Source organism: Rhodococcus sp. EPR-134, from assembly GCF_001647205.1.
GTDB classification, from domain to species: domain Bacteria; phylum Actinomycetota; class Actinomycetes; order Mycobacteriales; family Mycobacteriaceae; genus Rhodococcus_F; species Rhodococcus_F qingshengii.
Genome location: NZ_LVCT01000450.1, coordinates 1 through 21,574, shown reverse-complemented (window position 1 = coordinate 21,574; position 21,574 = coordinate 1). Strand labels below are relative to the sequence as shown.

The 21,574-nt window shown below is 61.2% G+C and carries 20 protein-coding genes and 3 pseudogenes; 8 read left to right on the top strand and 15 right to left on the bottom strand.

All coding sequences use genetic code 11. From position 1 onward, the window contains the following. A pseudogene (locus tag A2J01_RS35935) lies at window positions 1–172 on the bottom strand (MFS transporter); the annotation flags it as partial. 99 nt (window positions 173–271) lie between these two features. Between A2J01_RS35935 and A2J01_RS20980 the strand changes: the two are divergent. Further along, on the top strand, window positions 272–931 hold the full coding sequence (locus A2J01_RS20980; RefSeq protein WP_082900920.1) for a TetR/AcrR family transcriptional regulator: 660 nt from the start codon (window positions 272–274) through the stop codon (window positions 929–931). 9 nt (window positions 932–940) lie between these two features. Here the strand turns inward: A2J01_RS20980 and A2J01_RS20975 are convergent, their stop codons facing one another. The 3 genes from A2J01_RS20975 to A2J01_RS20965 all read right to left on the bottom strand — a co-directional run bounded on the left by A2J01_RS20975 (window position 941) and on the right by A2J01_RS20965 (window position 2,831). Further along, window positions 941–1,144 (bottom strand): PspC domain-containing protein, encoded by a 204-nt coding sequence (locus tag A2J01_RS20975; protein WP_003939828.1) that lies wholly within the window; start codon window positions 1,142–1,144, stop codon window positions 941–943. Window positions 1,145–1,334: 190 nt separating this feature from the next. Next, complete coding sequence (locus A2J01_RS20970) at window positions 1,335–2,183, bottom strand: alpha/beta fold hydrolase (protein WP_020970664.1); 849 nt, start codon at window positions 2,181–2,183, stop codon at window positions 1,335–1,337. A 294-nt stretch (window positions 2,184–2,477) separates the two neighbouring features. After that, window positions 2,478–2,831, bottom strand: coding sequence for a winged helix-turn-helix transcriptional regulator (locus A2J01_RS20965; protein ID WP_007731459.1), 354 nt, complete (start codon window positions 2,829–2,831; stop codon window positions 2,478–2,480). A 109-nt stretch (window positions 2,832–2,940) separates the two neighbouring features. On the opposite strand from A2J01_RS20965, the gene A2J01_RS20960 reads away from it, so the two are divergent. From A2J01_RS20960 to A2J01_RS20940, 5 genes are all read left to right on the top strand, one after another. Continuing rightward, a complete protein-coding gene (locus tag A2J01_RS20960) occupies window positions 2,941–3,561 on the top strand; it encodes a malonic semialdehyde reductase (RefSeq protein WP_063315823.1) in 621 nt (206 codons plus the stop codon). 300 nt (window positions 3,562–3,861) lie between these two features. Then, window positions 3,862–4,509, top strand: coding sequence for an ABC transporter permease (locus A2J01_RS20955; RefSeq protein ID WP_054187726.1), 648 nt, complete (start codon window positions 3,862–3,864; stop codon window positions 4,507–4,509). Further along, on the top strand, window positions 4,506–5,717 hold the full coding sequence (locus A2J01_RS20950) for an ATP-binding cassette domain-containing protein (protein ID WP_007731456.1): 1,212 nt from the start codon (window positions 4,506–4,508) through the stop codon (window positions 5,715–5,717). The genes A2J01_RS20955 and A2J01_RS20950 overlap by 4 nt, the downstream gene beginning before the upstream one ends. 2 nt (window positions 5,718–5,719) lie before the next feature. Continuing rightward, window positions 5,720–6,538, top strand: coding sequence for an ABC transporter permease (locus A2J01_RS20945; RefSeq protein WP_003939758.1), 819 nt, complete (start codon window positions 5,720–5,722; stop codon window positions 6,536–6,538). Beyond that, window positions 6,535–7,530, top strand: coding sequence for a glycine betaine ABC transporter substrate-binding protein (locus A2J01_RS20940; RefSeq protein WP_003939988.1), 996 nt, complete (start codon window positions 6,535–6,537; stop codon window positions 7,528–7,530). The genes A2J01_RS20945 and A2J01_RS20940 overlap by 4 nt, the downstream gene beginning before the upstream one ends. Window positions 7,531–7,557: 27 nt before the next feature. Here A2J01_RS20940 and A2J01_RS20935 read toward each other — a convergent pair whose 3' ends face one another. Further along, complete coding sequence (locus A2J01_RS20935; protein ID WP_030535206.1) at window positions 7,558–8,334, bottom strand: trans-aconitate 2-methyltransferase; 777 nt, start codon at window positions 8,332–8,334, stop codon at window positions 7,558–7,560. Between the two features lie 75 nt (window positions 8,335–8,409). Then, window positions 8,410–9,480 carry a phosphatidylinositol-specific phospholipase C domain-containing protein gene (locus tag A2J01_RS20930; protein ID WP_064113489.1) on the bottom strand — a complete coding sequence of 357 codons (1,071 nt, stop codon included), beginning with the start codon at window positions 9,478–9,480 and terminating at the stop codon, window positions 8,410–8,412. 190 nt (window positions 9,481–9,670) lie between these two features. Between A2J01_RS20930 and A2J01_RS20925 the strand changes: the two genes are divergently transcribed. Further along, complete coding sequence (locus A2J01_RS20925; RefSeq protein ID WP_064113488.1) at window positions 9,671–11,209, top strand: acyl-CoA synthetase; 1,539 nt, start codon at window positions 9,671–9,673, stop codon at window positions 11,207–11,209. A gap of 19 nt (window positions 11,210–11,228) precedes the next feature. Here the strand turns inward: A2J01_RS20925 and A2J01_RS20920 are convergent, their stop codons facing one another. From A2J01_RS20920 to A2J01_RS20905, 4 genes are all read right to left on the bottom strand, one after another. After that, window positions 11,229–12,293, bottom strand: a complete 1,065-nt coding sequence (locus tag A2J01_RS20920; protein WP_064113487.1) for an acyl-CoA dehydrogenase family protein — start codon at window positions 12,291–12,293, stop codon at window positions 11,229–11,231. Next, window positions 12,290–13,417, bottom strand: coding sequence for an acyl-CoA dehydrogenase family protein (locus tag A2J01_RS20915; protein ID WP_042922335.1), 1,128 nt, complete (start codon window positions 13,415–13,417; stop codon window positions 12,290–12,292). The genes A2J01_RS20920 and A2J01_RS20915 overlap by 4 nt, the downstream gene beginning before the upstream one ends. A 58-nt stretch (window positions 13,418–13,475) precedes the next feature. Next, a complete protein-coding gene (locus tag A2J01_RS20910) occupies window positions 13,476–14,624 on the bottom strand; it encodes a TetR/AcrR family transcriptional regulator (protein WP_178377370.1) in 1,149 nt (382 codons plus the stop codon). A gap of 122 nt (window positions 14,625–14,746) precedes the next feature. Further along, the gene (locus A2J01_RS20905) at window positions 14,747–15,301 is read right to left on the bottom strand and encodes a TetR/AcrR family transcriptional regulator (protein ID WP_007731448.1); all 555 of its coding nucleotides are present in this window, start codon (window positions 15,299–15,301) and stop codon (window positions 14,747–14,749) included. Window positions 15,302–15,486: 185 nt separating this feature from the next. Here A2J01_RS20905 and A2J01_RS20900 point away from each other — a divergent pair, with 185 nt between their 5' ends. Beyond that, window positions 15,487–16,710 (top strand): cytochrome P450, encoded by a 1,224-nt coding sequence (locus A2J01_RS20900; RefSeq protein WP_064113486.1) that lies wholly within the window; start codon window positions 15,487–15,489, stop codon window positions 16,708–16,710. 6 nt (window positions 16,711–16,716) lie between these two features. Here the strand turns inward: A2J01_RS20900 and A2J01_RS20895 are convergent. The 5 genes and pseudogenes from A2J01_RS20895 to A2J01_RS20875 all read right to left on the bottom strand — a co-directional run. Then, a pseudogene (locus A2J01_RS20895) lies at window positions 16,717–18,104 on the bottom strand (lipase family protein). Further along, window positions 18,104–19,387, bottom strand: a complete 1,284-nt coding sequence (locus tag A2J01_RS20890) for a hypothetical protein (RefSeq protein ID WP_082900921.1) — start codon at window positions 19,385–19,387, stop codon at window positions 18,104–18,106. Before A2J01_RS20890 ends, A2J01_RS20895 begins: the two are co-directional and overlap by 1 nt. Before the next feature lie 296 nt (window positions 19,388–19,683). Then, complete coding sequence (locus A2J01_RS20885; protein ID WP_228401300.1) at window positions 19,684–20,742, bottom strand: hypothetical protein; 1,059 nt, start codon at window positions 20,740–20,742, stop codon at window positions 19,684–19,686. A gap of 1 nt (window position 20,743) precedes the next feature. Beyond that, window positions 20,744–21,343: a signal peptidase I gene (locus tag A2J01_RS20880; RefSeq protein ID WP_042453547.1), complete on the bottom strand. Its 600-nt coding sequence runs from the start codon at window positions 21,341–21,343 to the stop codon at window positions 20,744–20,746. Between the two features lie 8 nt (window positions 21,344–21,351). Continuing rightward, window positions 21,352–21,574: pseudogene (locus A2J01_RS20875) on the bottom strand (SipW-dependent-type signal peptide-containing protein); the annotation flags it as partial.

Sequence of the window (21,574 nt, the reverse complement as noted above, 5' to 3'; positions counted from 1 at the left end):
ACTCCAGTGAGCGCTGCGCAGCAGGCAGCGCGATGTTGACGATGGTGGCATCCAAGACCACCATCAGCTGCGCAATTCCCAGAACCGCGAGAACCAGCCACCGCTTTGCGTGGTTGTCCCCTGAAGGCGCTGAGGACTGCTCGAATTCAGTCCGTTCAGCAATGTCTGACATAGTCCCTCGCCCAACCTATGCGGAGATGGCTTCTCCGGTTAGCAAAAACGCTACACGAAAACGGAGAGGCTGTCTCCACTTGGCGGGTAGAGTGGGGACATGAGTACCGCAATGGAGCGCCCCCTTCGCGCCGATGCTGCACGTAATCGGCAGTTGATCATCGACGCCGCACGTGAATTGTTCGCCGAAGAAGGGATCGACGTCACACTCGACGACGTCGCCCGGCACGCGGGGGTCGGCGTCGGAACGGTCTATCGGCGGTTCGCCAGCAAAGAAGAATTGATCGACGGAGTCTTCCAGCAGAACTTCGCCGACATGGCAGCGGCCGCGGACGCGTCACTTGCCAATCCGGATCCGTGGGACGGACTTGTCACCTTTGCCGAATTCGCCTGCAGCCGTATGTCGGTCAACCGCGGACTCAAAGACGTCCTGAACGGAACCGACGAGGGATGCGAGCAAGTCGCATGCCAACGATCCATCATCGAACCGTCGGTCGAGAGGATCTTCTACCGGGCCCAGGAGGCCGGGATGCTGCGCACCGACGCCGTACCGACGGACCTGTTCGGCCTCATCTTCATGGTGGGCGCAGTCACCGAATTTGCTCAGCCCGTCAACCCGACCGTGTGGCGTCGATACCTCTCGGTAATGCTCGACGGCCTACGCACGGAGGGCTTGCACCGTGACGCACTGCCCCTTCCTCCACTGAGTTCGGAGGAATTGCACGAGGCCAAGCAATGCCTGAAAGACCGCCGCCGTTGAGCGGTTCGGTCAGATCTGCTCACGAGGAATGAAAATCCACATCACGATGTAGATCAGAAACTGCGGGCCGGGCAGCAGGCACGAGAGTACGAACAGCAAGCGGACAGTCGACGACTTCCAACCGAAGTACCGAGCGATTCCGGCGCACACCCCACCGAACATTGCTCCCGAGCGGGCGCGGGTGAGCTTGCGGGTATTCATCGGGGAGGTCATGTGTTGTTTCCTTTCAACGGAACTCGCGGTTCATCCGCGTCGACCTCCACTATCCGCTGCCGATCCACCTGTGCGCATCAGGCCATGGACCCATCTTTTCCGACGCGGTGTGTCCTCAGGTACGAGTCCGTCCCCGCGTCGGACTCAGGGTTCTCCCCCACACCCCGGCCTCGGACCTCAGCCTCGCACCTCAGCAGGGAAACATGCGTCGAAGCCGTTTCGGAGCCGCAAAAGGTTGCCAGTTGTCGACGTCCTGCGCCAGACGATCGGCAACGGTCCACAACGCCGACGGGTTGTGGGTCAACCCCATGTGACTGCCTTGCACCGCAATGCTTTCCGACAGGCCTGCCGAGGTTTCACAGCACGCTTGCCATGGAACGATACCGTCGTGCCTGGAGTAGACCGACGTGGCGGGAACGGAAATAGGCGATCCCTGTTCGGATTCGATGCCGTCGACCGGAGGCAGTATCGCGTGATTGCCGGACAAACGAGCGTAGAGAGATCCGACTCTCGTCTGCTCCAGACTGGTGAGACCGAAAGGACTTCCCAGTGTCACTACCTGACGCACCGAATCCGGCAGGTCCCTCGCCAGCTTTCGAGCGTAGATACCGCCCAGACTCCAGCCAATTACCGACACCTTCTGCTCGTATCGATCTGCTACCTCGGCCAATGCGGCAGGCAGTCCGTCGACCACCGTCGCCGTCGGACCGGTGTTCAGACCCAGATTCCAACCGTGAACCCGGTATCCGAGAAAGCTGAGGTATGTCCTCAAGGCGAGAGTCGAAACGTCCGAAGTCAGCAATCCGGGGAGAACGAGGACCGGATGCCCGTCCCCACGCGGCGATCGAAGCAACCAAGGAGCCGCGAGAAGCAGTGAAGCGATGTCGACCAGTCCGCGCGTCGGCTCGCTCAGACACATCGCCAAGGATGGTGGCCCCGGAACGAGTGGGTCGACTTCACGAATCAGCGTCGATCGCTGCGCCCAATCGAATTCGGTCTCCGCGAAATCGATCGCCGAGACTTCCGCAACTACGGACACCTGAACTCCTGTCGGCCGGTGCCCTCGTCGGGGCGTGTGGTGGGGCGGTTCCGCGAGCTGTGTGCTCAACCCGCGGAACCTTGTCCTCATCCACCACCGGTAGCGAACCAGGACCCGTTCTGCCCACAGATTCGTGACCAAAGGCCTCTCGACCACACGAACACTGTGTGATCCAGAACACTAGTTTTGGCTACGTTGCATCTACGTTGCGTAGATGTTTCGTCGCTTCCTACGAGATTTCGTCCCACAGAAGCGCGACCCACGCGGTCGCGGCGCCGGCGTCCTAGCGAGCGCTCAGTTCGAGCAACTCTCGGGTGGCAGATTTTCGGCGGCCCACGTTGTCAGTTCACTGAGAGCGGGGAGCAGCGCCTGCCCCGACGCTGTGAGTTCGTACTCCACGGCGATGGGCGGACCTGCATCGACGCTCCTCGTCACCAGGCCTGCCCCTGCCAACTCCGTCAGGCGTTCCGAGAGCACCGAATCACTGATCCCGCCCACCGCGCGCTTGAGTTCGGAGAATCCCGCCGGCCCGTTCAGCAGCGTGCCGAGAATGACGCCGTTCCACCGTTTGCCCAGGAAGCCGAACGCGCGGGCCAGAGCCCCGTCACATGCGCGGGGCTCGTGTCCCGCTTCGCTCTTGCTTGCCACCCCACCATCCTAGCCACAGTGCTAACGTATCCGTAGGCACTATTTTTTTACTAGCAACTAGCTTTACCGGGTGATGCTCGGTCGAGCTACCACGGAACGGAAACCCCCGATGTCTCTCGACGCAGCCACGCCATTCACCGCCCAGCAACTCGACGAAGCCGGCCGCGAACTCCTCTTCACTGCGGCTCGCACCGCCAACTCCTTCTCGAACGAACCTGTGACCGACGACGAACTGACTGCGATCTGGGAGCTCGCGAAGTGGGCACCGACCGCGGCCAACACCAATCCGCTACGTGTGCTGTTCGTCCGTACCGAGGAAGGCAAAGCACGCCTCGTCGAGCACATGGCAGACGGCAACAAAGCCAAGACCGAGGCCGCTCCTGCAGTTGCCGTTCTGGCGGTGGACACCGAGTTCTACAAGCACATCCCCAACCTGTTCCCCATTCGCCCGGAGATGAAGGACTACTTCGAATCCGACGAGGCTGCCGCCAGTTCGACGAGTCGGTTCAATGCCGCACTTCAGGCCGGCTATGTGATCCTCGCGATTCGCGCACAGGGTCTGGTCGCCGGCCCGATGGCCGGGTTCGACGCCGACGGCATCGACGGCGAATTCTTCGCAGACGGACGTTTCAAGACGATCCTCGTGGTGAACATCGGCCATCCCGGTGAGAACCCCTGGTTCGATCGTCTGCCGCGCCTCTCCGATGAGGATGTGCTCAGCTGGGCCTGAGGCCAATTCGGACAAATCAAGCAATGCGGGAGAGTTCTGCGGAACTCTCCCGCTTTGCCATCTCCAGCGCGTTTCAACTCTGCTCGCAGTGGGTACATACCCGCGTCTCGCAAAATCTCACGTCCAGAACAACATCCGACACGCTGCAATCGGAATTAGTTGCAGTATCTCAGTTTTTGGACGACAGTCGAGGGAAACCCCTCGGCCTACGGAGGCTGTGGGGAAAGCCCTTGTGCGCCGGTCGGTGTCGAGGGAAGACGTTCGAGCGAGCAGAAGTCCGAAGAAAGTGGGTTCGGAAATATGGGCGCGCTATGGGATTTTGTCGTTGCACGACGACAACAGTTGTTGACCGACTCGTACCTTCATGTTTCAGCAGTTATCCAGTCCGTGATCATCGCGACGATCGCCGCCGTGATCATCGGCATTCTCGTCTACCGGAGCCCGGCGGGATCCTCCATCGCTACGGCGTTGGCCAGCACGATCCTGACGGTTCCTTCATTCGCCCTCCTCGGACTGCTCATTCCGATTCTCGGTCTCGGCGTCGCTCCCACGATCACCGCGTTGATCTTGTATGCCCTGCTCCCGATCATTCGGAACACGATCATCGGTCTGGATGCAGTCAACCCGGCGATCACGGACGCAGCCCGCGGTGTCGGAATGAATCGCATGCACGTACTGAGTCGAATCGAGCTACCGATCGCGTGGCCGTCGATCCTCACCGGCATGCGGGTCAGTACACAGATGCTCATGGGCATCCTCGCCATCGCGGCGTACGCCAAAGGCCCTGGTCTGGGAAACCTGATCTTCTCCGGACTCTCGCGTGTCGGTAGCCCGAATGCTGTTCCGCAAGCGCTGGTCGGCACCGTACTGATCGTCATTCTCGCTCTGATTCTCGACGGAATCTACGTCGTCATCGGTCGTCTCACTACTTCGAAGGGGCTGCAATGACTGAAACCATTCCGTCTGACGTATCCACAGATCAGAAGGTATCCGGGGTCGAGATCGTCCTGGAGTCCGTCACCAAGCGGTACCCGGGCCAGAAAGCTGCAGCGGTGGACAATGTTTCGCTGACTGTTCCGGCCGGTGAAATCGTGGTCTTCGTCGGACCTTCGGGTTGCGGCAAGACGACGACGATGCGCATGATCAACCGCCTGATCGAACCTACCTCCGGCAAGATCACCATCGACGGCAAGGACGCGCTGTCGATCGACCCGGACAAGCTCCGCCGTGGCATCGGGTACTCGATCCAGCAGGCAGGCTTGTTCCCGCACTTCACGATTGCGAAGAACGTCGCGACTGTCCCGGGTCTGATCGGTTGGGACAAGAAACGTATCGCAGCGCGCACCGACGAGATGCTCGACCTCGTAGGCCTCGATCCCGATACCTATCGCGACCGCTACCCTCGCCAATTGTCCGGTGGGCAGCAACAGCGTGTGGGCGTGGCGCGGGCGCTGGCTGCCGATCCTCCGGTGCTGTTGATGGACGAACCTTTCGGTGCCGTCGATCCGATCACCCGCGGCCTGCTCCAGGACGAACTGATGCGTCTGCAGTCGGAGTTGGGTAAGACCATCGTCTTCGTCACGCACGATTTCAACGAGGCAGTCAAACTCGGTGACCGTATTGCCGTGCTGGGCAATCAATCCAGCATCATGCAGTACGACACTCCGGAAGCGATTCTCGCCAATCCCGCAAACGACATGGTCGCCGGATTTGTCGGGGCGGACGCCTCGCTCAAGCAGCTGACCCTGACACGCGTGCGCCAGATCAAACTCAAGCAGTGCCTCACCGCCCGCGAAACCGATTCGGTCGATGATTTGAGAACCGCACTCGCAGCGCGTAAGTGGAAGTGGGCCCTGATTCTCGATCAGCGCGGACGGCCGCTTCGCTGGGTCTCGCCCGGCCACCTCGCCCATGCGTCGACTCTTCGAGGTGTCGGTAACGAGATCGGCGAAGCCGTGTCCATCCAGTCCACCCTGCAGGATGCGTTGGAAGCTCTTCTCGCAGAGAGCAATGCGTCCACCGTGGTCACCGGACGGCGTGGCGAGTACGTCGGTCTCATCACCATCGACACACTGGTCAGCCATCTCTCCGAAATGCGCGAGGAGCATGCGCACGACCACGACGAAGAGCCAGACACCGAGAACGTCGAGGGTTGAACATGACTGCCACGACAGAGGAGCGCGTCTCCGCGCCTGAGATGGAACCGGACGCCCCCGATCTGGGTGCGGCCGAGAACGCCGCCACGCGCCGTGCGGAACGGATGCGACTGTATGTGCAGCCGGTCATCGTCCTGATCCTGGTTGCGGGCGTGTTGATCTGGGCATTCAGCCGAGATCTCAACGCGACGCAGAAGGCGAGCATCAACCTCGACAACATCGTCACTCTGACCTGGCAGCACGTACTGATCACCGCCGCCGTGGTCATCATCGTCGTCGCCATCGCGGTTCCACTCGGAACCCTGCTGACCAGGCCGAAATTCACCCGCCTGGCACCGTTCTTCGTGGGAATAGCCAACATCGGAGCCGCAGCGCCTGCCATCGGCCTGCTCGTGCTGTTCTATCTCGCGACAAGAACGACCGGCTTCTGGATCGGCGTGTTTCCCATTGCGTTCTATTCGTTGCTTCCGGTGCTGCGCAACACCATCCTCGGCTACCAGCAAGTGGACAAGACCTTGATCGATGCGGGGCGCGGGCAGGGAATGTCTTCGCTCACGGTCCTACGTCAACTCGAGTTCCCGATGGCCGTCCCGTACATCCTTGCAGGACTGCGTACTTCGCTCGTTCTGGCCGTCGGTACCGCGACGCTGTGCTTCCTGGTCAGTGCCGGCGGACTCGGCATTCTGATCGACACCGGATACAAGCTCCGCGACAACGTCACCCTCGTTGTCGGTGCCGTACTGGCGGTGTCGCTGGCCTTGCTGATCGACTGGCTCGGCGCGCTCGCCGAAACTTATCTCGGGCCCAAGGGATTGCGATGACCAAGACTTCGATCACCAGAACGTGGGGCTGGAAACTCGCGGTTGCCACGATCGGCCTCACACTTGTCGCTTCGTGTGGTCTCGAGTCCGGTGGCGCACTGCCCCTGGCCGTCGGCCCCGGCAGCATCGAGCCGGTTCCGGAGCTCGAGGGTGTGAAGATGACCGTCGGCTCCAAGGACTTCACCGAGCAGATCGTGCTCGGGTACGTCATCGAATTCGCGATGGCCGCTGCGGGCGCGGATGTTCGAGATCTCACGAACATCCAGGGCTCGAACAGCACCCGTGACGCACAGTTGAACGGCCAGATCGATCTTGCGTACGAATACACCGGAACCGGCTGGATCAACTACCTCGGCAACGAGACACCGCTTCCCGATTCGCAGGCGCAGTTCGAGGCCGTCCGCGATGCGGACCTTGCTGCGAACGACATGGTGTGGACCGATCCGGCGCCGATGAACAATACGTATGCATTGGCGATGAGCAAGGAGACCGCTGAGAAGACCGGTGTCAAGACCGTTTCCGACTACGCGAAGTTGGTCGAATCCGATCCCGGAGCTGCGGTGACGTGCGTCGAGACCGAGTTCAACGTCCGCCAGGACGGATATCCCGGCCTGGCAGCGAAATACGGTTTCGACGCCTCTCGTGCCCAACGCCAGATCCTGCAGACCGGCATCATCTACCAGGCGACAGCCGATGGCGATCAGTGCAAGTTCGGCGAGGTGTTCACCACCGACGGTCGCATCATCGCACTTGATCTCGTTCTGCTCGACGACGATCTCCAGTTCTTCCCGAAATACAATCCGGCACTGGTGATGAAAAAGGACTTCGCGGAAGCACATCCGCAGGTAGCAGAAGTCATGGCACCGATCTCGGAGCGACTGACCAACGAGGTGATGACCGAGCTCAACCGGCAGGTCGACGTCGACGGCAAGGAGCCGGCGGACGTGGCCCGCGACTGGCTGGTCTCGGAAGGCTTTGTCACGGCGCAGTGATCGGCTGACCGCAACCCAGCCGAGTAGTTACCGTTTGCGTCCGACGCAGAACACCCGCCGGAACGGAAAGAGCGTTCCGGCGGCTGTTGCGGGGTAGGCCTCCCTCAGCAGATCGGAATACTGACGCTCGAACTCCGGAGCGTCAGCTTCGCCGAGAACGTCGAGCACGGGTCGTAACCCCGTCCCCCGTACCCATCCGAGCACCGGGTCGGCACCTGCCAGCACGTGTACGTACGTCGTCTCCCAGGCGTCGACGTCGAATCCGTGTTCTTGGAGACGCTGCGCGTACTGAACTGGACTGTCGACGCCTTCCGGGCCGCGTAGGACGCCACCCAGTCGCTCACTCCATTCCGCTGATTCCGCGAGATCTCGCATGAGCGCATGGGACGGAGCATCGAAGTTACCCGGCACCTGCCACGCCAGCCACGATCCGGATTCCAGGGTGTCCGCCCACTGGTCGATCAGCTCGCGATGGCTCGGAACCCACTGCAATGCAGCGTTACTGACGACCACGTCGTAACCGGTGGCGTCGAAGGACATGATGTCCCCCAACTCGACGGTGACGTTTCCCGGTAGGTCTGTAGGGGCCTGCGCGACCATTTCGGGAGACGAGTCGAATCCGGATACCGAGGCGTCCGGCCATCTTTCCCCGAGCATCGCGGTCAGGGTGCCTGATCCGCAGCCGAGGTCGGCTACCCGCGTCGGGTCTTCGGTGGCCACCCGTGACACCAGGTCCACGAACGGGCGTGACCGCTCACCCGAATAGCGGCCGTAGACTTCGGGATTCCACGTGACAGTGCGCATGAACCCATCCTGCACCCTGTTCCTGAGAATTGCCGCCCGTCAGATCTCGCTCTTCACGATCCGGCCATTCGAAAATCACCGACGCGGCACCACGGTGGACACTACGTTCGGCAACCTCGACCAGTCCGCGGTGATGTAACTTGCGTGCTGCCCGGCCAACAGGTCGAGACGCTCGCTCGCCTCGGTTTCGGTGGCATGGGTTCCGTCGATCTGCGGAGCGACCTTGTGCGCGTCGGTCATGACGAGCAGGTAGCCGCGATCGTGGTACCAACTCGGATCCACGACTCCGGCGGTGTAGTCGAGAGCGTCACCGTCGAAGATCACGAACCACGGACGGATCCCCGGGTCGGTATAGCGGTCGAGACGTGGGTCTCCCGGTGATGCACGGTGAACAGCGGGAAAGGCGGCGCCGAGTTCGACGAGCCCGGCGGAGGACAGATCTCGCAGGTGCGTCGCATACTGCCGGTCCGTCCACTCCGTATCGAGAGGGTTTCCCTCCTCGATCGTTCCCGGTATCAGCTCGAACAGAAATTTCCCGGTCATTTCGGAATTGCTCGGCCATCCACGCTCGGTGACGGCGGCATCCGGGGTGGAGTAGGACTCCCCCATCAGATCGGCCGGCGTGAAAACCGCGTCTCCGAGAGTCCCGAGAATCAGGGCGTCGAGATCCGCGGGCCCACGTCCGTACCCGGCAGTGAACCCGTCCTTGATTTCCAACTTGATCATCACCGGCGGATGCTCGGGATTGGCCTCGTGCCACGCCCGCATATCTGCCAGGCATCCACGGAATCCCTGATCTCGTAGACCGCTTCGCAACCCGGATGCGTCCTGAGCGCCGACGCAGTTGCTGTCGCTCGCCACCGGATTCATGTGCGACACACGCCAGTCCGGACCGCCTCCGTTGGTCCACAAGTCCAGCTCGAGCAACGACGCCCCGGAATCCAAAGCGTCGGCGAAGTACGAAAACGTCGCCTTCTCGTAGGAATTGAAGTACGAAAACGTCGCCTTCTCGTAGGAATTGTGGACCCCGACTGACGTGGTCTCGGAAAACGAGCGCACTTGGTTCGTAGTCGTTTCGGCGCCGGCAGAGGGCGCCGAGACGACCGCCACGAACGCACTCATACCGGCTACCAGGATTGCTCGCATGTTCGACACTCTCGCAGAAATCACCCCACGGCAGGATGGAATCGTCAGAGTTAACTGGACAATCGTCTAGATTGCACCGGAGTGGGGCATGATTTCAGGCGGTGAGTGAGGGCAATTGTCAGGCCAATAGCATCAGTGCCGGAACTGATCCGAGTCAGAGCACTCGCCGCACACTCGCAGGAGGAATCGCATGCAGCTGACTCAATTCGTTCACCGATCCCTACGAGCGTCGCCCGAAGCGGTGATGACGATCTCCGATGGCCGAGTGCGCACGTCTCGCGAATCGGTCGACCGGATCAAGAGGCTCGCGGGCGGGCTGCAGACGTTAGGCCTGCGCACCGGTGACAGAGTCGCGATCTTGGCATCGAACTCCGACTACTACCACGAGGCGCTCCTGGCCTGCTGGTGGTTCGGAGCAGTGGCCAGTCCGGTCAATTCTCGCTGGAGCACGGCGGAAATCACATACGCCCTGGAAGATTCAGGGTCGACGGTATTACTCGTGGACGAGAATTTTGCTTCCGTCGGATCTACCCTTCGCGAGGCGTGTCCAGGCCTGACCACTGTCGTCTACTGCGGCAACGACCGAGTTCCGGACGGAATGCTCGACTACGAACAGGTGATCGCGGAGGCGATTCCGGTCGACGATCTGCGCGTCGGCGGCGACACGCTTGCACTACTCCTCTACACCGGCGGGACCACCGGAGTGCCGAAGGGCGTGATGATCAGCCATCAAGCGCTGATGACCTCGGCGCTGGGCACTCTCGCGGCAGGCGGCGTGGCAATCAGCAACGGAACGAACCTCGCGGTGAACCCTCTGTTTCACATTGCCGGGATCGTCGGATGGTTGGCTCAGTCGCTGATGGGTGGAACTCAGGTCTTCGTACCGAACTTCAGCCCACGGACGTTCCTCGAGGCCGTGGACCGCTATCGCCCGACAACCGTGGGTCTGGTGCCGACAATGCTCCAGATGTTGGTCGCCCACAAAAACGAAACGGGCGAAGACGCAACCACCTACGATCTGTCCAGCGTCAGGATCCTGAGATACGGCGCCTCGCCCATATCTCCGACGCTTCTCGGACAGGTCATGCAAATGTTCCCCAACAGTTCCTTCGCTCAGGGCTACGGGATGACTGAAACCGCGCACATCAGCATGCTGAGTCCAGCCGATCACCTCGAAGGTGGTGACCTCCTCCGCAGCGCTGGTCGCGCACTCCCTCATTGCGAGGTGAAAATCGTCGACCCGGCCGGCTCGGAACTCCCACCCGGCGAGGTGGGCGAAATCGTCACGTTCGGCAGCCACGTCATGCTCGGATACTGGAACAAACCGAAGGAGACCGCTGAAGTGCTCCGCAGCGGGTGGATGCATACCGGCGACGCGGGGTACCTCGACGCCCGCGGTTACCTGTTCATCGTCGATCGCATCAAGGACATGATCGTCACCGGTGGCGAGAACGTCTACTCCACCGAGGTCGAAAACGCTCTGGAACAACACGAATCCGTCGCGGCCTGTTCCGTGATCGGTCTGCCCGATGCCCAGTGGGGCGAGCGTGTCCATGCCGTGGTCGTCCTTCGGCATGGTTTCGACGCCGACGCCGACGAACTGCGCGCTCACGTGAAAACGCTGATAGCCGGATACAAATCTCCGCGCACTTTCCAATTCGTCGATGCATTGCCGCTGTCGGCAGCAGGCAAGGTGCTGAAGCGCGATCTTCGTTGCAACGCAACGTAATCCTTTACGACGGTCAGGATTACAGCTTCAATGTCGGTTCTGGGTCGGTGATCAAGCGGTGCAGTGACGGCGACGCCGCTACGGCCTCTCCTAGTTGCGTCGCACTCGCGATTTCGTCGCCGAACTCCGATCGCCAGGCGTGCAGTCGACGCGTCAGTTCTTGCAATCGGTATTCGCGGGTCATGCCGATTGCACCGTGTGCCTGGTGGGCGGCGCGGACGCTCACGAGCGCATTCTGCGAAACCACCAATTTGGTTGCGCTCACTTCGAAGTCGGCGTCGCCTCTGATGAGTGCATGTGCAGTGCGATCGACGGCCAGCGTGGACATCGAAGCCATCTGAGCAAGCGTCACGATATGCTGCTGGACTGCTTGAAACTGCGCGACGGGCCTACCGAATTGCACCCGGTCGGACACATAGCGCCGGGTCAACGTCGACGCCGACTCCATCGCTCCCGACATCTGCACCGAGCGCAAGAACGCGCCGAGCTTGCTGAGAATCCGGGCATCGACCGGGTTGTCGCCGTCAATGGTCCGCGCTTCGGAGAACGTCAGGCTCTCACGCGGTTGCCCCGCAAGATCCGTCCCGCCACCGATCTCGGCGTCGGAGATGTCAAGGAGTACGACGCGATCACCGAGAACTGCTGCCAGCACTGATGCAGCGCTACCCCACGGCACGTCGTGAAAGGTTCCCGAGAGAACACCGTCGTTGGTCCGGCGCACATCGTCGCGCGGCGAACCCGGGGCGACCGTTGCGATTCCGGAGGGCACGGGTAACCCGCCCGCTGTTGCCAGCCTGCCCGCGAGGTACGTCTCGGCGAGCGGCAGCGGCGCAGCGTGCCTCGCCGCCGCGCGCTGGACAGTCACGGCGTCGAGGAGCGAGCCACCGGAACCACCAACCGATTCGGGAAGACCGACCAGAGGTAACCCTAGTTCGACTGCCGCGCTCCATAATCCGGCGGGCAGACCGCCGATCTCCGCCTGCGCTACCACCTCGGTGCCGGACTTCTCGGCGAAAAATTGCTCGACCATCGATTCGAGGTCGGCGTCGAATGTGTACGCGTTGATCTGTGACCCCGAATTCATCGGTCCAACCCTTTCATGATCACGGTGCGGAGAATTTCGTTGGTACCGCCGCGAATCGACCACGACGGCGCCACCAGCACGGCCCGGGCGAGCAGCGACTCGTACGGATCGTCGGATGCAAGGTCCGGAGCCCGGCCGAGGTGCCGCGCGACGGTCGCAACACAGTCCTGTTCGAAGCGTGTTGCCATCTCCTTGATCAGCGCGGCCTCCGTGACCGGCGAGCGACCGGCGTCGACCATCCGTGCGATGGACAGCGACATCCCGCGAAAAGCCCAGCAGCGTGCGGTAATCGAGCCCAGATCGGCGAGGGCAGCTGGACCGCATTGCGCTGCTTGGTTGGCCGCGAAGTTCTCGAGGACCGGCATCAGCGACATCCAACGGTCGACGCCACCTCGCTCGAGTGCGAGTTCACCGGTGTTTTGTCCCCAGCCCGCTCCGACGTCTCCGAGGCGACGCGAATCCGGCACGAAAACATCCTGGAACGACACCTCGCAGAAGTCCTCACTACCGTCGATGAACGGAATGGGTGAGACGGTCAGACCCTCGCTGTCGCGATCGACGATCAGCTGAGTGAGACCGTTGTGCTTGTCTGCCGAGGTTCGAAGCAGGGCGAGTATGTGTGTGGCATGGAAGGCGCCGGTGGTCCAGATCTTGGTGCCGTTGACTTTCCAGCCACCATCGACACGTTCGGCGCGAGTGCGCACCGATGCCAGGTCCGAACCCGAGTCGGGCTCACTCATCCCGATCGAGAACGAGAACTCACCGCTCGCGATACCGGGAAGGAAGTACCGCTTCTGTTCTTCCGTGCCGTTGGCGGCGATGCTCGGACCCGACTGTCTGTCTCCGATCCAGTGATAGCCGACCGGCGCTCCCCGCGCGAGAAGTTCTTCGACGACGACCAATCGATCCACTGCTGACCGTCCGCCCCCGCCGTATTCCTTCGGCAGCGACATGCCGAGCCACCCACGTCGACCCAGATCTCGCGAGAACACCGGATCCACCGCCCCGGCCATCCCGAGTCCGAGCGAGTAGGTACCGGGGGTGAGTCGCTTGTCGAGGTACTCCCGCACTTCAGCCTGAAGAGCAAGCTCCTCGATCGTCAGTTCTGTTGCGTCGAAACGCATGACGTCTCCGATCAGTTTCGTGAGTCGATCCGCCGCCCGTGGCGCTTACCCGAATTTTTCATGCGCCCAGCAGCAGGGCGCAGCCGATCTCGAAGAGTCTGTCCGACAGGTCGTCGCGACGGCGAAGCCGGCCGATTCGGACGGCGTTCTCCACAACTGTCAAAGTGGCATTGACGGTGATCCTGGCGGTGGCGGACTCGAGGCCCGGACGGACTTCTTCGAGCATCTTGACCCATAGCGCGACGTACTCACGTTGATTCTGTTCACACGTGCGGCGGAACTTGTCCGGTAATTGGTCGAGTTCGCTGATCAACAACCCGATCAAATGACGCTCGTTGATCGCGAAATCGATATGTGCGGCAAGCAATCCGGACAGCGCGTCCTCCGGGCCGGTTGCGGCGCCGAGAGCCTGTGCAACGCCGAGCCGGCGACGCTCGCCGCCCCTCGAGACCGCGGAGATCAGCAGGTCGATCTTGGCATCGAAGTGGTTGTACACATTCGGGCCTGTCGTTCCTGCAGCCTCACCGATGTCCTCGGTATTGACTGCTTGATATCCACGCTCGTCGAACAGCCGAATTGCTTCGGTCAACAAGAGTTCACGTCTGGGTATCACAACGGGCAGGTGACCCGTTGCCGCCACGACTTTCACTTCTGAGCGACCCAGTTCCGCGTATGCAGCGCGGTCTGCCAACTCGACAAGCAGCAGTTCCATCTGACGCCTCGGCAAGGACACTCGATGCGAAGACACACTGTTGAAGACTGCGATGACAGCCCAGGCGAGCAGATAGCTGTCTTCCTCGTCGAGGTCGGGACGCTCAATTCGGATCAGCGCTGCATCGCGCGAAGCTGCACTCTTGAGGGTCGAACGCATTTCCTCACGTTGCTCGTCAGGCAGATAGCGTGCCTCTCGCTGCCACAGGAGCGACAGACCCCGACGTTTGGACACCGATGCCGCAAGTTCGGTGATCAGTGTTTTCAGATCCTCGGCACCTGCGACCCGATCGTAGAGCGATTCGATGCCTGCGTTGACCGCGGCGTAGAGGAGATCCGGCTTGTTCTTGAAGTGCCGATAGAGCGCAGGTGCCGTGATTCCAACTGCAGCAGCCACCTGAGCGACAGACACGTTGTGATAACCGTGCTCACGGAAAAGCTCACCTGCAGCCGCAAGAATCTGCTGCTTACGGTCGCGGGGCCTGCGTACGACCATCGTGACTCTCTCCTTCGCGGCAGCGGACACGCTCAGAGTACCGAGCCGAGGAATGAAGCAATGAACCGAACCGTCTACAGCAGCGACGATCCGATGCACCGTTCACGAACACGGAATCCCGCTCAGGAGTAGATGAACGACTCGACCATCCCTCGTTCGGCGGCCCTGTCTGCAAGAGGCCACGCCAACAGCATCAACACGATCCGAACCACCCACTGCGACTCTTGACCTTCAGGATCCAATCCTGCAAGTTCCAGTGCAGTACGCGGGAGCAACGGCGAGGACACGAGATACTCGTCGATTCCGTTGGCCCGCGCTGCCGCAAGGCCGTGGCTCATGGCAGCGTCGGATCTGATCGCGTCGACGGCGACGAGGATCGACTCCACGATGCGCTCGTCGCCGTGCAGTGATTCGACGGCAGTTGCGACCTGGCTCGCCACGGATGCCGCGCCTCGTGACAACAACCCCTCGCGGATCGCGGACTTGCCACCTACGTAGCGGTAGAGCGTTGCCCTCGAACAGCCTGCGCGGGCAGCGACGTCGTCGGCGTTGAACCGATCGAATCCCTGTTCTCGAATCAGCTCTGCCGCAGCCGCGAAGATGCGCTCGGTTGCGAGTTCACGGCGGTTACCGCCGGCCAACCAGTCGGCGGCGCGGCGCTCGTTTGCACCGGTCACTCTCCGTCACCTCGTCTCACTCTGAGACAGATTCAATCAGAAATCTCAAGGCTACGGAAGGCCGCGAGCCTCTGACCTGGGAGAAGTACGAGGGGGTTGAAGTGCGTGAGATTTTCTCAAAATGCCAGTTCAGAGGCATTTTCCACCTGTTGACTTCTCCTCGACGGCCGTGACATCTTCCCTTCGTGACACCATCGACGCTCGACATCAACCCTTTCCTGCCGTCGAACATCGACGACCCGTACCCGCTATACGACGTACTCCGGCGCGAGCACCCCGTGTACCGCATTCCTGATACCGACTTCTATCTGGTGTCCACGTGGGAATTGGTCACCGAAGCCGTTTCCCGTACCGACGACTTCTCCAACAACCTCACCGGCGTGCTGGTTCGTACACCGGACGGTTCGGCAATGACATTCGACATGAACGGCGGCGGCCAAGCTGTTCACGTTCTCGCGACTGCCGACGAGCCCGACCATCAACACCAGCGCAAACTTGTCTTGCCGACACTGGTCGCCAAACGTATACGAGCACTCGAGCCGGTGATGACCGAGTACACGCAGCAGTTGTGGGACAACGGCTTCGACGGTCGACGGATCGAATGGGTCACGTCGGTAGCGGACACGCTGCCGCTGCAGATGGTTGCCACGCTGATCGGCCTGCCGGCACACGACGTCCCCCAATTGCTGGCGTGGTCGTACGACAGCACCGAACTTCTCAGCGGCATCGTGACGTCGGAGCGTTTGACAGGCGTCGTCACCTCGGCGGCCGAACTCACCGGGTACCTCTACAGCAAGTTTCGTGACGCACGGGCTCACCCGGTGGATGATCTACTCGGAGACCTCGTCCGTTGCTGTGACGCAGGCGAACTCAGCGAAGACGTGGCCGTGCTGATGTTGGTGCAACTCGTCGGTGCGGGTGGCGAATCGACCGCCGGACTGATCGCCAACTCTGCACGGTTGCTCGCCGAGCGCCCTGAGATTCAGACGCAGCTGCGCGAGGACCCTCTACTCGTGGGCGCGTTCCTGGAAGAAACGCTCAGGCTCGAGTCACCCTTTCGCGGACATCACCGACATGTCAACGCGGACACGACACTCGGTGGCATGACACTGCCCGCCGGCAGTCATCTCATACTGCTGTGGGGTTCGGCGAACCGCGACCCCGAGTCGTTCGTCGAACCACAGGTGATGAACCTCGACAGAGTCAATCCCCGAGCACATTTCGCCTTCGGCAAAGGAGCACATTTCTGTGTCGGGGCCGCGCTGGCTCGTCTGGAAGCAAAGATCGCGATCGCAGTCCTTCTCGAAAACAGTGCGCACTTCACAATCGATTCCGAATCCCCACCCCGTTGGGTCCCCAGCATGTTCGTACGCCGCCATCAGAGTTTGCGTCTCGCTGTCACCGGATAGTTTCACTCAGTTGTCGAAATTGTGGGCTATCCAGTCGATCGTCTGCATTCCGAACAGATCAGTTCCCCAACCGTATGGATTCGTGAATGCGCGGTCCATACTGCAGTCGGTGGGCTGGTAGCTCACGTCGGTCCCTCCACTCCTGTACGTGTCCGCCAGTTCTCGCGCATCAGCTGCCGGTACAAGTGACATCGGGGAGTCGTCCTTTGCGCACGAAGTTATCAATACCTTCGACGCCGGAGCACCGTGGCCCAGTACGTTGTCGTCGTACGCGCGCTGGAAACTGGGTTCTGTGATCGGATCGATCCCCGGCTCGAAAAGGCTCGCCAGCGGTACGAACGGAAGCGTGAAGTACGCCGGCATCTGACACTCATCCCGGTACACGTCGGCAATCGCTCGGCCCACCGGATTGAGCTTGTCGTTCAACTTCATCTCGGGGTACCAGGGCTCGAGGCCGAGGAGCGTCGCCAATCCGAAGCCGGCCCCGACCGAGGAATCTGTTGTCTCCATGAATGTTCGGGGCTTGATCACCATTCCCTCGAGGACTGTCGAGACGATGTCGAGTTCCGGTGCGTAGGACTGCGCGGATTCGGCGGCGAATGCCGAACCGACTCCACCACCAGCGATTCCGAACAACGCAATCTCCGCATCCGGATTCAGCTCGGAATCCTGCACCTGAAATGCTGCGCGCACTGCATCCAACTGGGCGTGCCCGGCGAACTTACCCGCGAAGACCCCGTGGGGATCACGGTCTCCGTTGTTCCCGACGTCGGAAATTACTACGGCATAACCTTTTCCGAACATCAGCGCCAGCGGACCCAAGGCCGACCAGGAGGCGCCGTCCAGCGGATCACCGCCCGTCCAGTGCGAACTCGGATGACAGTAGCCGCCGACGCTGTCGTTGGCCTCCTAGTAGCTGATGACTTTCTTCTCCGATGCCGGTGTTCCGTCGATCGGGATCATCATGATCCCGATCGACGGAACACCGGCGTCGAACCGTCGATTCCAGTTGTGACGTACATGATCTTGTAGGCGTCGAGCTGTCCCGGTTTGTATCCCGTGAACAGTACATCCACCTTCTTCGACTTCAGGAGGTCACCGGGACGCTCGACGCCGGTCAACACCGGCTCGTCGTAAAACGGATCATCGGCGGTGAGCGCAGTGAAGATCTCCTCTTCCGGTGCGAACTCCCCCGACCTGAGCGCACCGACCGTGAACCCGTTGAAAATCTCTCCCAGAGTGGGAGTATCGGTCCGAAACTCCTGGGATACCGGAGCTTGCGCATCGTCTGGAACACCACTGCCTGGGGCCTCGGCTTCAGCAGTCGCAGGCAGAACCAGCGCAACGGTCAGCGCTACCAGCGGGGCAAACCTTCGAAATCTGGCACCCGACATCACTGAACTGTCACTTTCAAACTGGAGAGGGCCGATTCGAGCGTTTGTGGGAGGGTCACCATCGGGCGGTGACTCTCCAATTGAATTTCGTAGGGAACACTTAATGTGGCTACGAGCCGTGGCCAATCTTCTTCGACCATCGCTCGGTACTTCGGCAAGAGCTGTGAGGTGATGTAGTCCCACCGTTCCTCGTACACCGACCAGTTCCAATCCGGTAAGGGCAGTGTCACTGTCGCGGTGCGTCCGTCCGCCAGTGTTGTCGCGAACTCGAGAGACCGAAACGAGCGAGGCGGTACGACGCCGGCGACCGAGGGCGAGCCGGCGACAGTCGATGCGTAAGTGATCGCCTCTCCCACATCACCTTTGTAGGCGCGCACGGTATCCCACTGGTCGCGGATGATCATCCCTTGCTCGCGTTGGAGCAGTGCTACGTTCCCACGTGCAATCCGATTCGAATCGCCGGAGGCTACATCACGCCAGGCGTCCATGACATCCTGACCGAACAATCCGGCACTCTGCATTTCCTCCAGCGCGGGAAGTCCTTCATCCACGTATGCCTGATGCATCGGCATCAGATCCGAGAAGATGTTCTTCTGCATCACCAGGATCATCCCCAGCACATAATCCAAGTCGTCCGCCGTGACGTTCCTGCCCACCGCGGCGAGCGCGCGCAGCCCTGCCGGCAATTGGTTCAGCGCTTGCACGCCAACCTGATCCGTGACCTGAGAAACTATCGAATTGGCAACATATTGCAGATTCGGAAACGAGTACATGCCCGCCATCAGTTCGAAGTCGATCAGTCCCCCGCCGAAGTCCGCACCAACCTGTCCGCCCATGCCCGCCCACTGCAATTCCGGGTGACCGAGTTGCAGATCCTCGTAGTAGCGGTACGACTTCACCAGGTTCGTGCGATTAGCCGACACTCCGGCGCGCGGATTCCACGATGAGAGATCGATTCCGGCGGCTTCCGTGGCAGCGACCAATCGATACTGAAACAGCAAGGCCGCATAGGATTCCGGACTGCGACCACTGGCGCGGGCTTCTTCCACAAGGGCTTGCAAGGTGCCGAGATCAGTCGGCAACGCGGGATGGACACCGCCCGGACCGTGTTCGGCATTCCGATTCACCAAAGGCAAATTCACGTACTCGCCCAGCTCGGACGCCGACGCTGAAATCTGTACCGAGAGCAACGCGGACATCGCCAGCGCACATGCCGTCGCGGCTGCCAATACGTCGCGCGCCCAACGACGTCGCCGAACACCTGCCCCCAGGTTCATCCGCATATCGATCCCTGTACTCAGGTCGGCATAGCCCCAATCGACGCCGACACCAAACACTTACTTTGCAGTAAGATAACTCGAGCCCCGAATAAGTGCCAATCCACTGCGAACGCTTCAGGCATCTCTACACGTCGTTGCCGTCTGCAGTTGGTTATCCAGTTCACGGGCGGCCGAAACCTCTCCAGCGGGCGACCAGCCGGTTACCTGATTGCCCGACACCGTCGGAACATGCGCAGCTACGACTGTGCCCCCGGGTCCGGAAACTCGGGGGCACAGTCCAGACGTCGAGTGATTGGCCGCTACCCGAAGTCAGGCATGTTCTGCCCGCTGTCCTTGTAGAACTTCCATGTGCCGTCCTGCGGTGACTCCATGATGCGGTAGACCTCGGTTGCCCCGACAATCCACAACTGGCCGTTGTACCAATGCAGAGTGGAACCCGATTCCACACGGCCACTTGCGAGTTCGTTGCCGTCGGCGTCGACCACTGCAACCCTGTTACCACCCGCAGTCCAGCCGCCGGTGAGGCCGCCACTCTCGACTGTGTCCGTCAGAACCGGCTTCGGATCAGCCGAGGGAGTGGTCTCCGGCGACGTGGTTTCCGGGGTGGTCGGTGCCGGAGTTGTCGTGCTCGGTGCCGTCGTGGTCGTGGCCTCGGTGGTGCTGGTCGGCTCGGTAGACGTTGTCGGATTGGCGGTCTCGCTCGTGGACGGAGCTTGGGTGGTGGTCGTCTCCAACGCATCAGGCTCGTTCGGCACCATCGCTTCGGCCTGCATCCTGCTCAGAGGGTTCGCCCCGTTGGGTGCCGGTGTCGCCGGATTCCAGGTGTTGGTATTTTCCCAGGCCTGGTTAGCCAATTGCGGACCACGATTACCCTCGCATTCGGTCCTGTTACTTACGAGGTCCTTATGGGTTATCTCGACAGACGACATGAAACCAGATGAGATTGCCGGCCCGTTCACGGTGTACACCCGCGCCCACATCACATTGCGACTGCCATGGGTAATTCCACTGATGGACGTTTGGCTCGCCGACAGATTATCCGTTCGAACGATGTAGCTCGGATCGGATTTCCTCACGAAAACCACCTTGTACCCCGTGACACCTGGAACCGCGGGCCAGCTCAGGTTTGCTCTACGTCCCAATAGGTCTGCTCCTCCCGACGTCGAGCAGTTCACAGTCGAGGTCAACGGCGTCGGATAGAAGTTGCCCGTCGCCACCTGTGCGCCAGTCGAATTGACCACGTCAGTTGGATTTGCCAACGTCCCAGTGGCCTGAGCCAGACCGAAAGCCATTGCAGCAGCGCCGCCGACAGCGATCAACGACCGCAGCGACTTCATGCGGGTGCTAGCCCGTCGCATTTCAATCATTATGAGCCTCCTGAAGCTCCCCGCAGGTTTCGTCAGCATCGACGCGGGCGTCATTTGTAGTGGCGGCGCGGGCATTCTCCAGACGCCGGTCTTTAGTTCGTCCAAATGCGATGACCAGCACCGCGCCTACCAATCCGCCGCCAAGGAAGGTTGCGAGCGGGCTGGAAAGCCAAGCAACGACATAGCCGAGCCCGCCGACGCTGATGAACACTCGGTCGGCCTCGGTGATGGTGTAGGGCAGTCGATCAGCCACATTGTTGGCATCGCCCTTGAGCGTGGCGAGCACGGTGTCCGCTCCTGCCGATTCGAGTTCGACCACGCGGTGGGTGATGCGCACGCCTTGGTCGTTGTCGACGCTGATCACGTCGCCGACAGCCAATTCAGTTGCAGGCACGGTCTTCGCCAGCGCCAGCGCACCGGTGGAAATTGCAGGTTCCATCGAACCCGAGCGAAACACCAGTGGTTTGATCCCGAATATCAGGGACGCGAGAGTGGCGATTATGCAGATGAGCCCGGCGACCGCAGCCACATTCAAGGCAATTTCCTTGCCACGACTGCGTCCCACGCTCACCTCCTCATCGGTGCTGTCCATCGCGATGATCACTGCCCCGTTGCGGTGAAGTTGAAGCCCAGATCGGCGATCTTGAACTGCTCCGTCTGACCCGCGGTCGAATCGACGGTCACCTTGATGCACACCTGCTCCGAAACACCGGCAGCGAGTGATCGGCCAGAGACGAGTGTCGGGTTCCCGGAGAACGCTTGCTGCGTCCCGATGATCGGTCCTGAACAGGTACTGCCGTCGTTGGCGCCGGTCTGATGTAGG

What these genes read in the sequence shown, in the direction of transcription:
- A2J01_RS20960 (WP_063315823.1), top strand. Translation starts at nt 2,941, where the DNA reads ATGTCTCTCGACGCAGCCACGCCATTCACCGCCCAGCAACTCGACGAA.
- A2J01_RS20955 (WP_054187726.1), top strand. Translation starts at nt 3,862, where the DNA reads ATGGGCGCGCTATGGGATTTTGTCGTTGCACGACGACAACAGTTGTTG.
- A2J01_RS20915 (WP_042922335.1), bottom strand. Translation starts at nt 13,417, where the DNA reads ATGCGTTTCGACGCAACAGAACTGACGATCGAGGAGCTTGCTCTTCAG.
- A2J01_RS20930 (WP_064113489.1), bottom strand. Translation starts at nt 9,480, where the DNA reads ATGCGAGCAATCCTGGTAGCCGGTATGAGTGCGTTCGTGGCGGTCGTC.
- A2J01_RS20925 (WP_064113488.1), top strand. Translation starts at nt 9,671, where the DNA reads ATGCAGCTGACTCAATTCGTTCACCGATCCCTACGAGCGTCGCCCGAA.
- A2J01_RS20945 (WP_003939758.1), top strand. Translation starts at nt 5,720, where the DNA reads ATGACTGCCACGACAGAGGAGCGCGTCTCCGCGCCTGAGATGGAACCG.
- A2J01_RS20880 (WP_042453547.1), bottom strand. Translation starts at nt 21,343, where the DNA reads ATGGACAGCACCGATGAGGAGGTGAGCGTGGGACGCAGTCGTGGCAAG.
- A2J01_RS20950 (WP_007731456.1), top strand. Translation starts at nt 4,506, where the DNA reads ATGACTGAAACCATTCCGTCTGACGTATCCACAGATCAGAAGGTATCC.
- A2J01_RS20975 (WP_003939828.1), bottom strand. Translation starts at nt 1,144, where the DNA reads ATGACCTCCCCGATGAATACCCGCAAGCTCACCCGCGCCCGCTCGGGA.
- A2J01_RS20935 (WP_030535206.1), bottom strand. Translation starts at nt 8,334, where the DNA reads ATGCGCACTGTCACGTGGAATCCCGAAGTCTACGGCCGCTATTCGGGT.
- A2J01_RS20980 (WP_082900920.1), top strand. Translation starts at nt 272, where the DNA reads ATGAGTACCGCAATGGAGCGCCCCCTTCGCGCCGATGCTGCACGTAAT.
- A2J01_RS20920 (WP_064113487.1), bottom strand. Translation starts at nt 12,293, where the DNA reads ATGAATTCGGGGTCACAGATCAACGCGTACACATTCGACGCCGACCTC.
- A2J01_RS20910 (WP_178377370.1), bottom strand. Translation starts at nt 14,624, where the DNA reads ATGGTCGTACGCAGGCCCCGCGACCGTAAGCAGCAGATTCTTGCGGCT.
- A2J01_RS20890 (WP_082900921.1), bottom strand. Translation starts at nt 19,387, where the DNA reads ATGCGGATGAACCTGGGGGCAGGTGTTCGGCGACGTCGTTGGGCGCGC.
- A2J01_RS20940 (WP_003939988.1), top strand. Translation starts at nt 6,535, where the DNA reads ATGACCAAGACTTCGATCACCAGAACGTGGGGCTGGAAACTCGCGGTT.
- A2J01_RS20885 (WP_228401300.1), bottom strand. Translation starts at nt 20,742, where the DNA reads ATGCGACGGGCTAGCACCCGCATGAAGTCGCTGCGGTCGTTGATCGCT.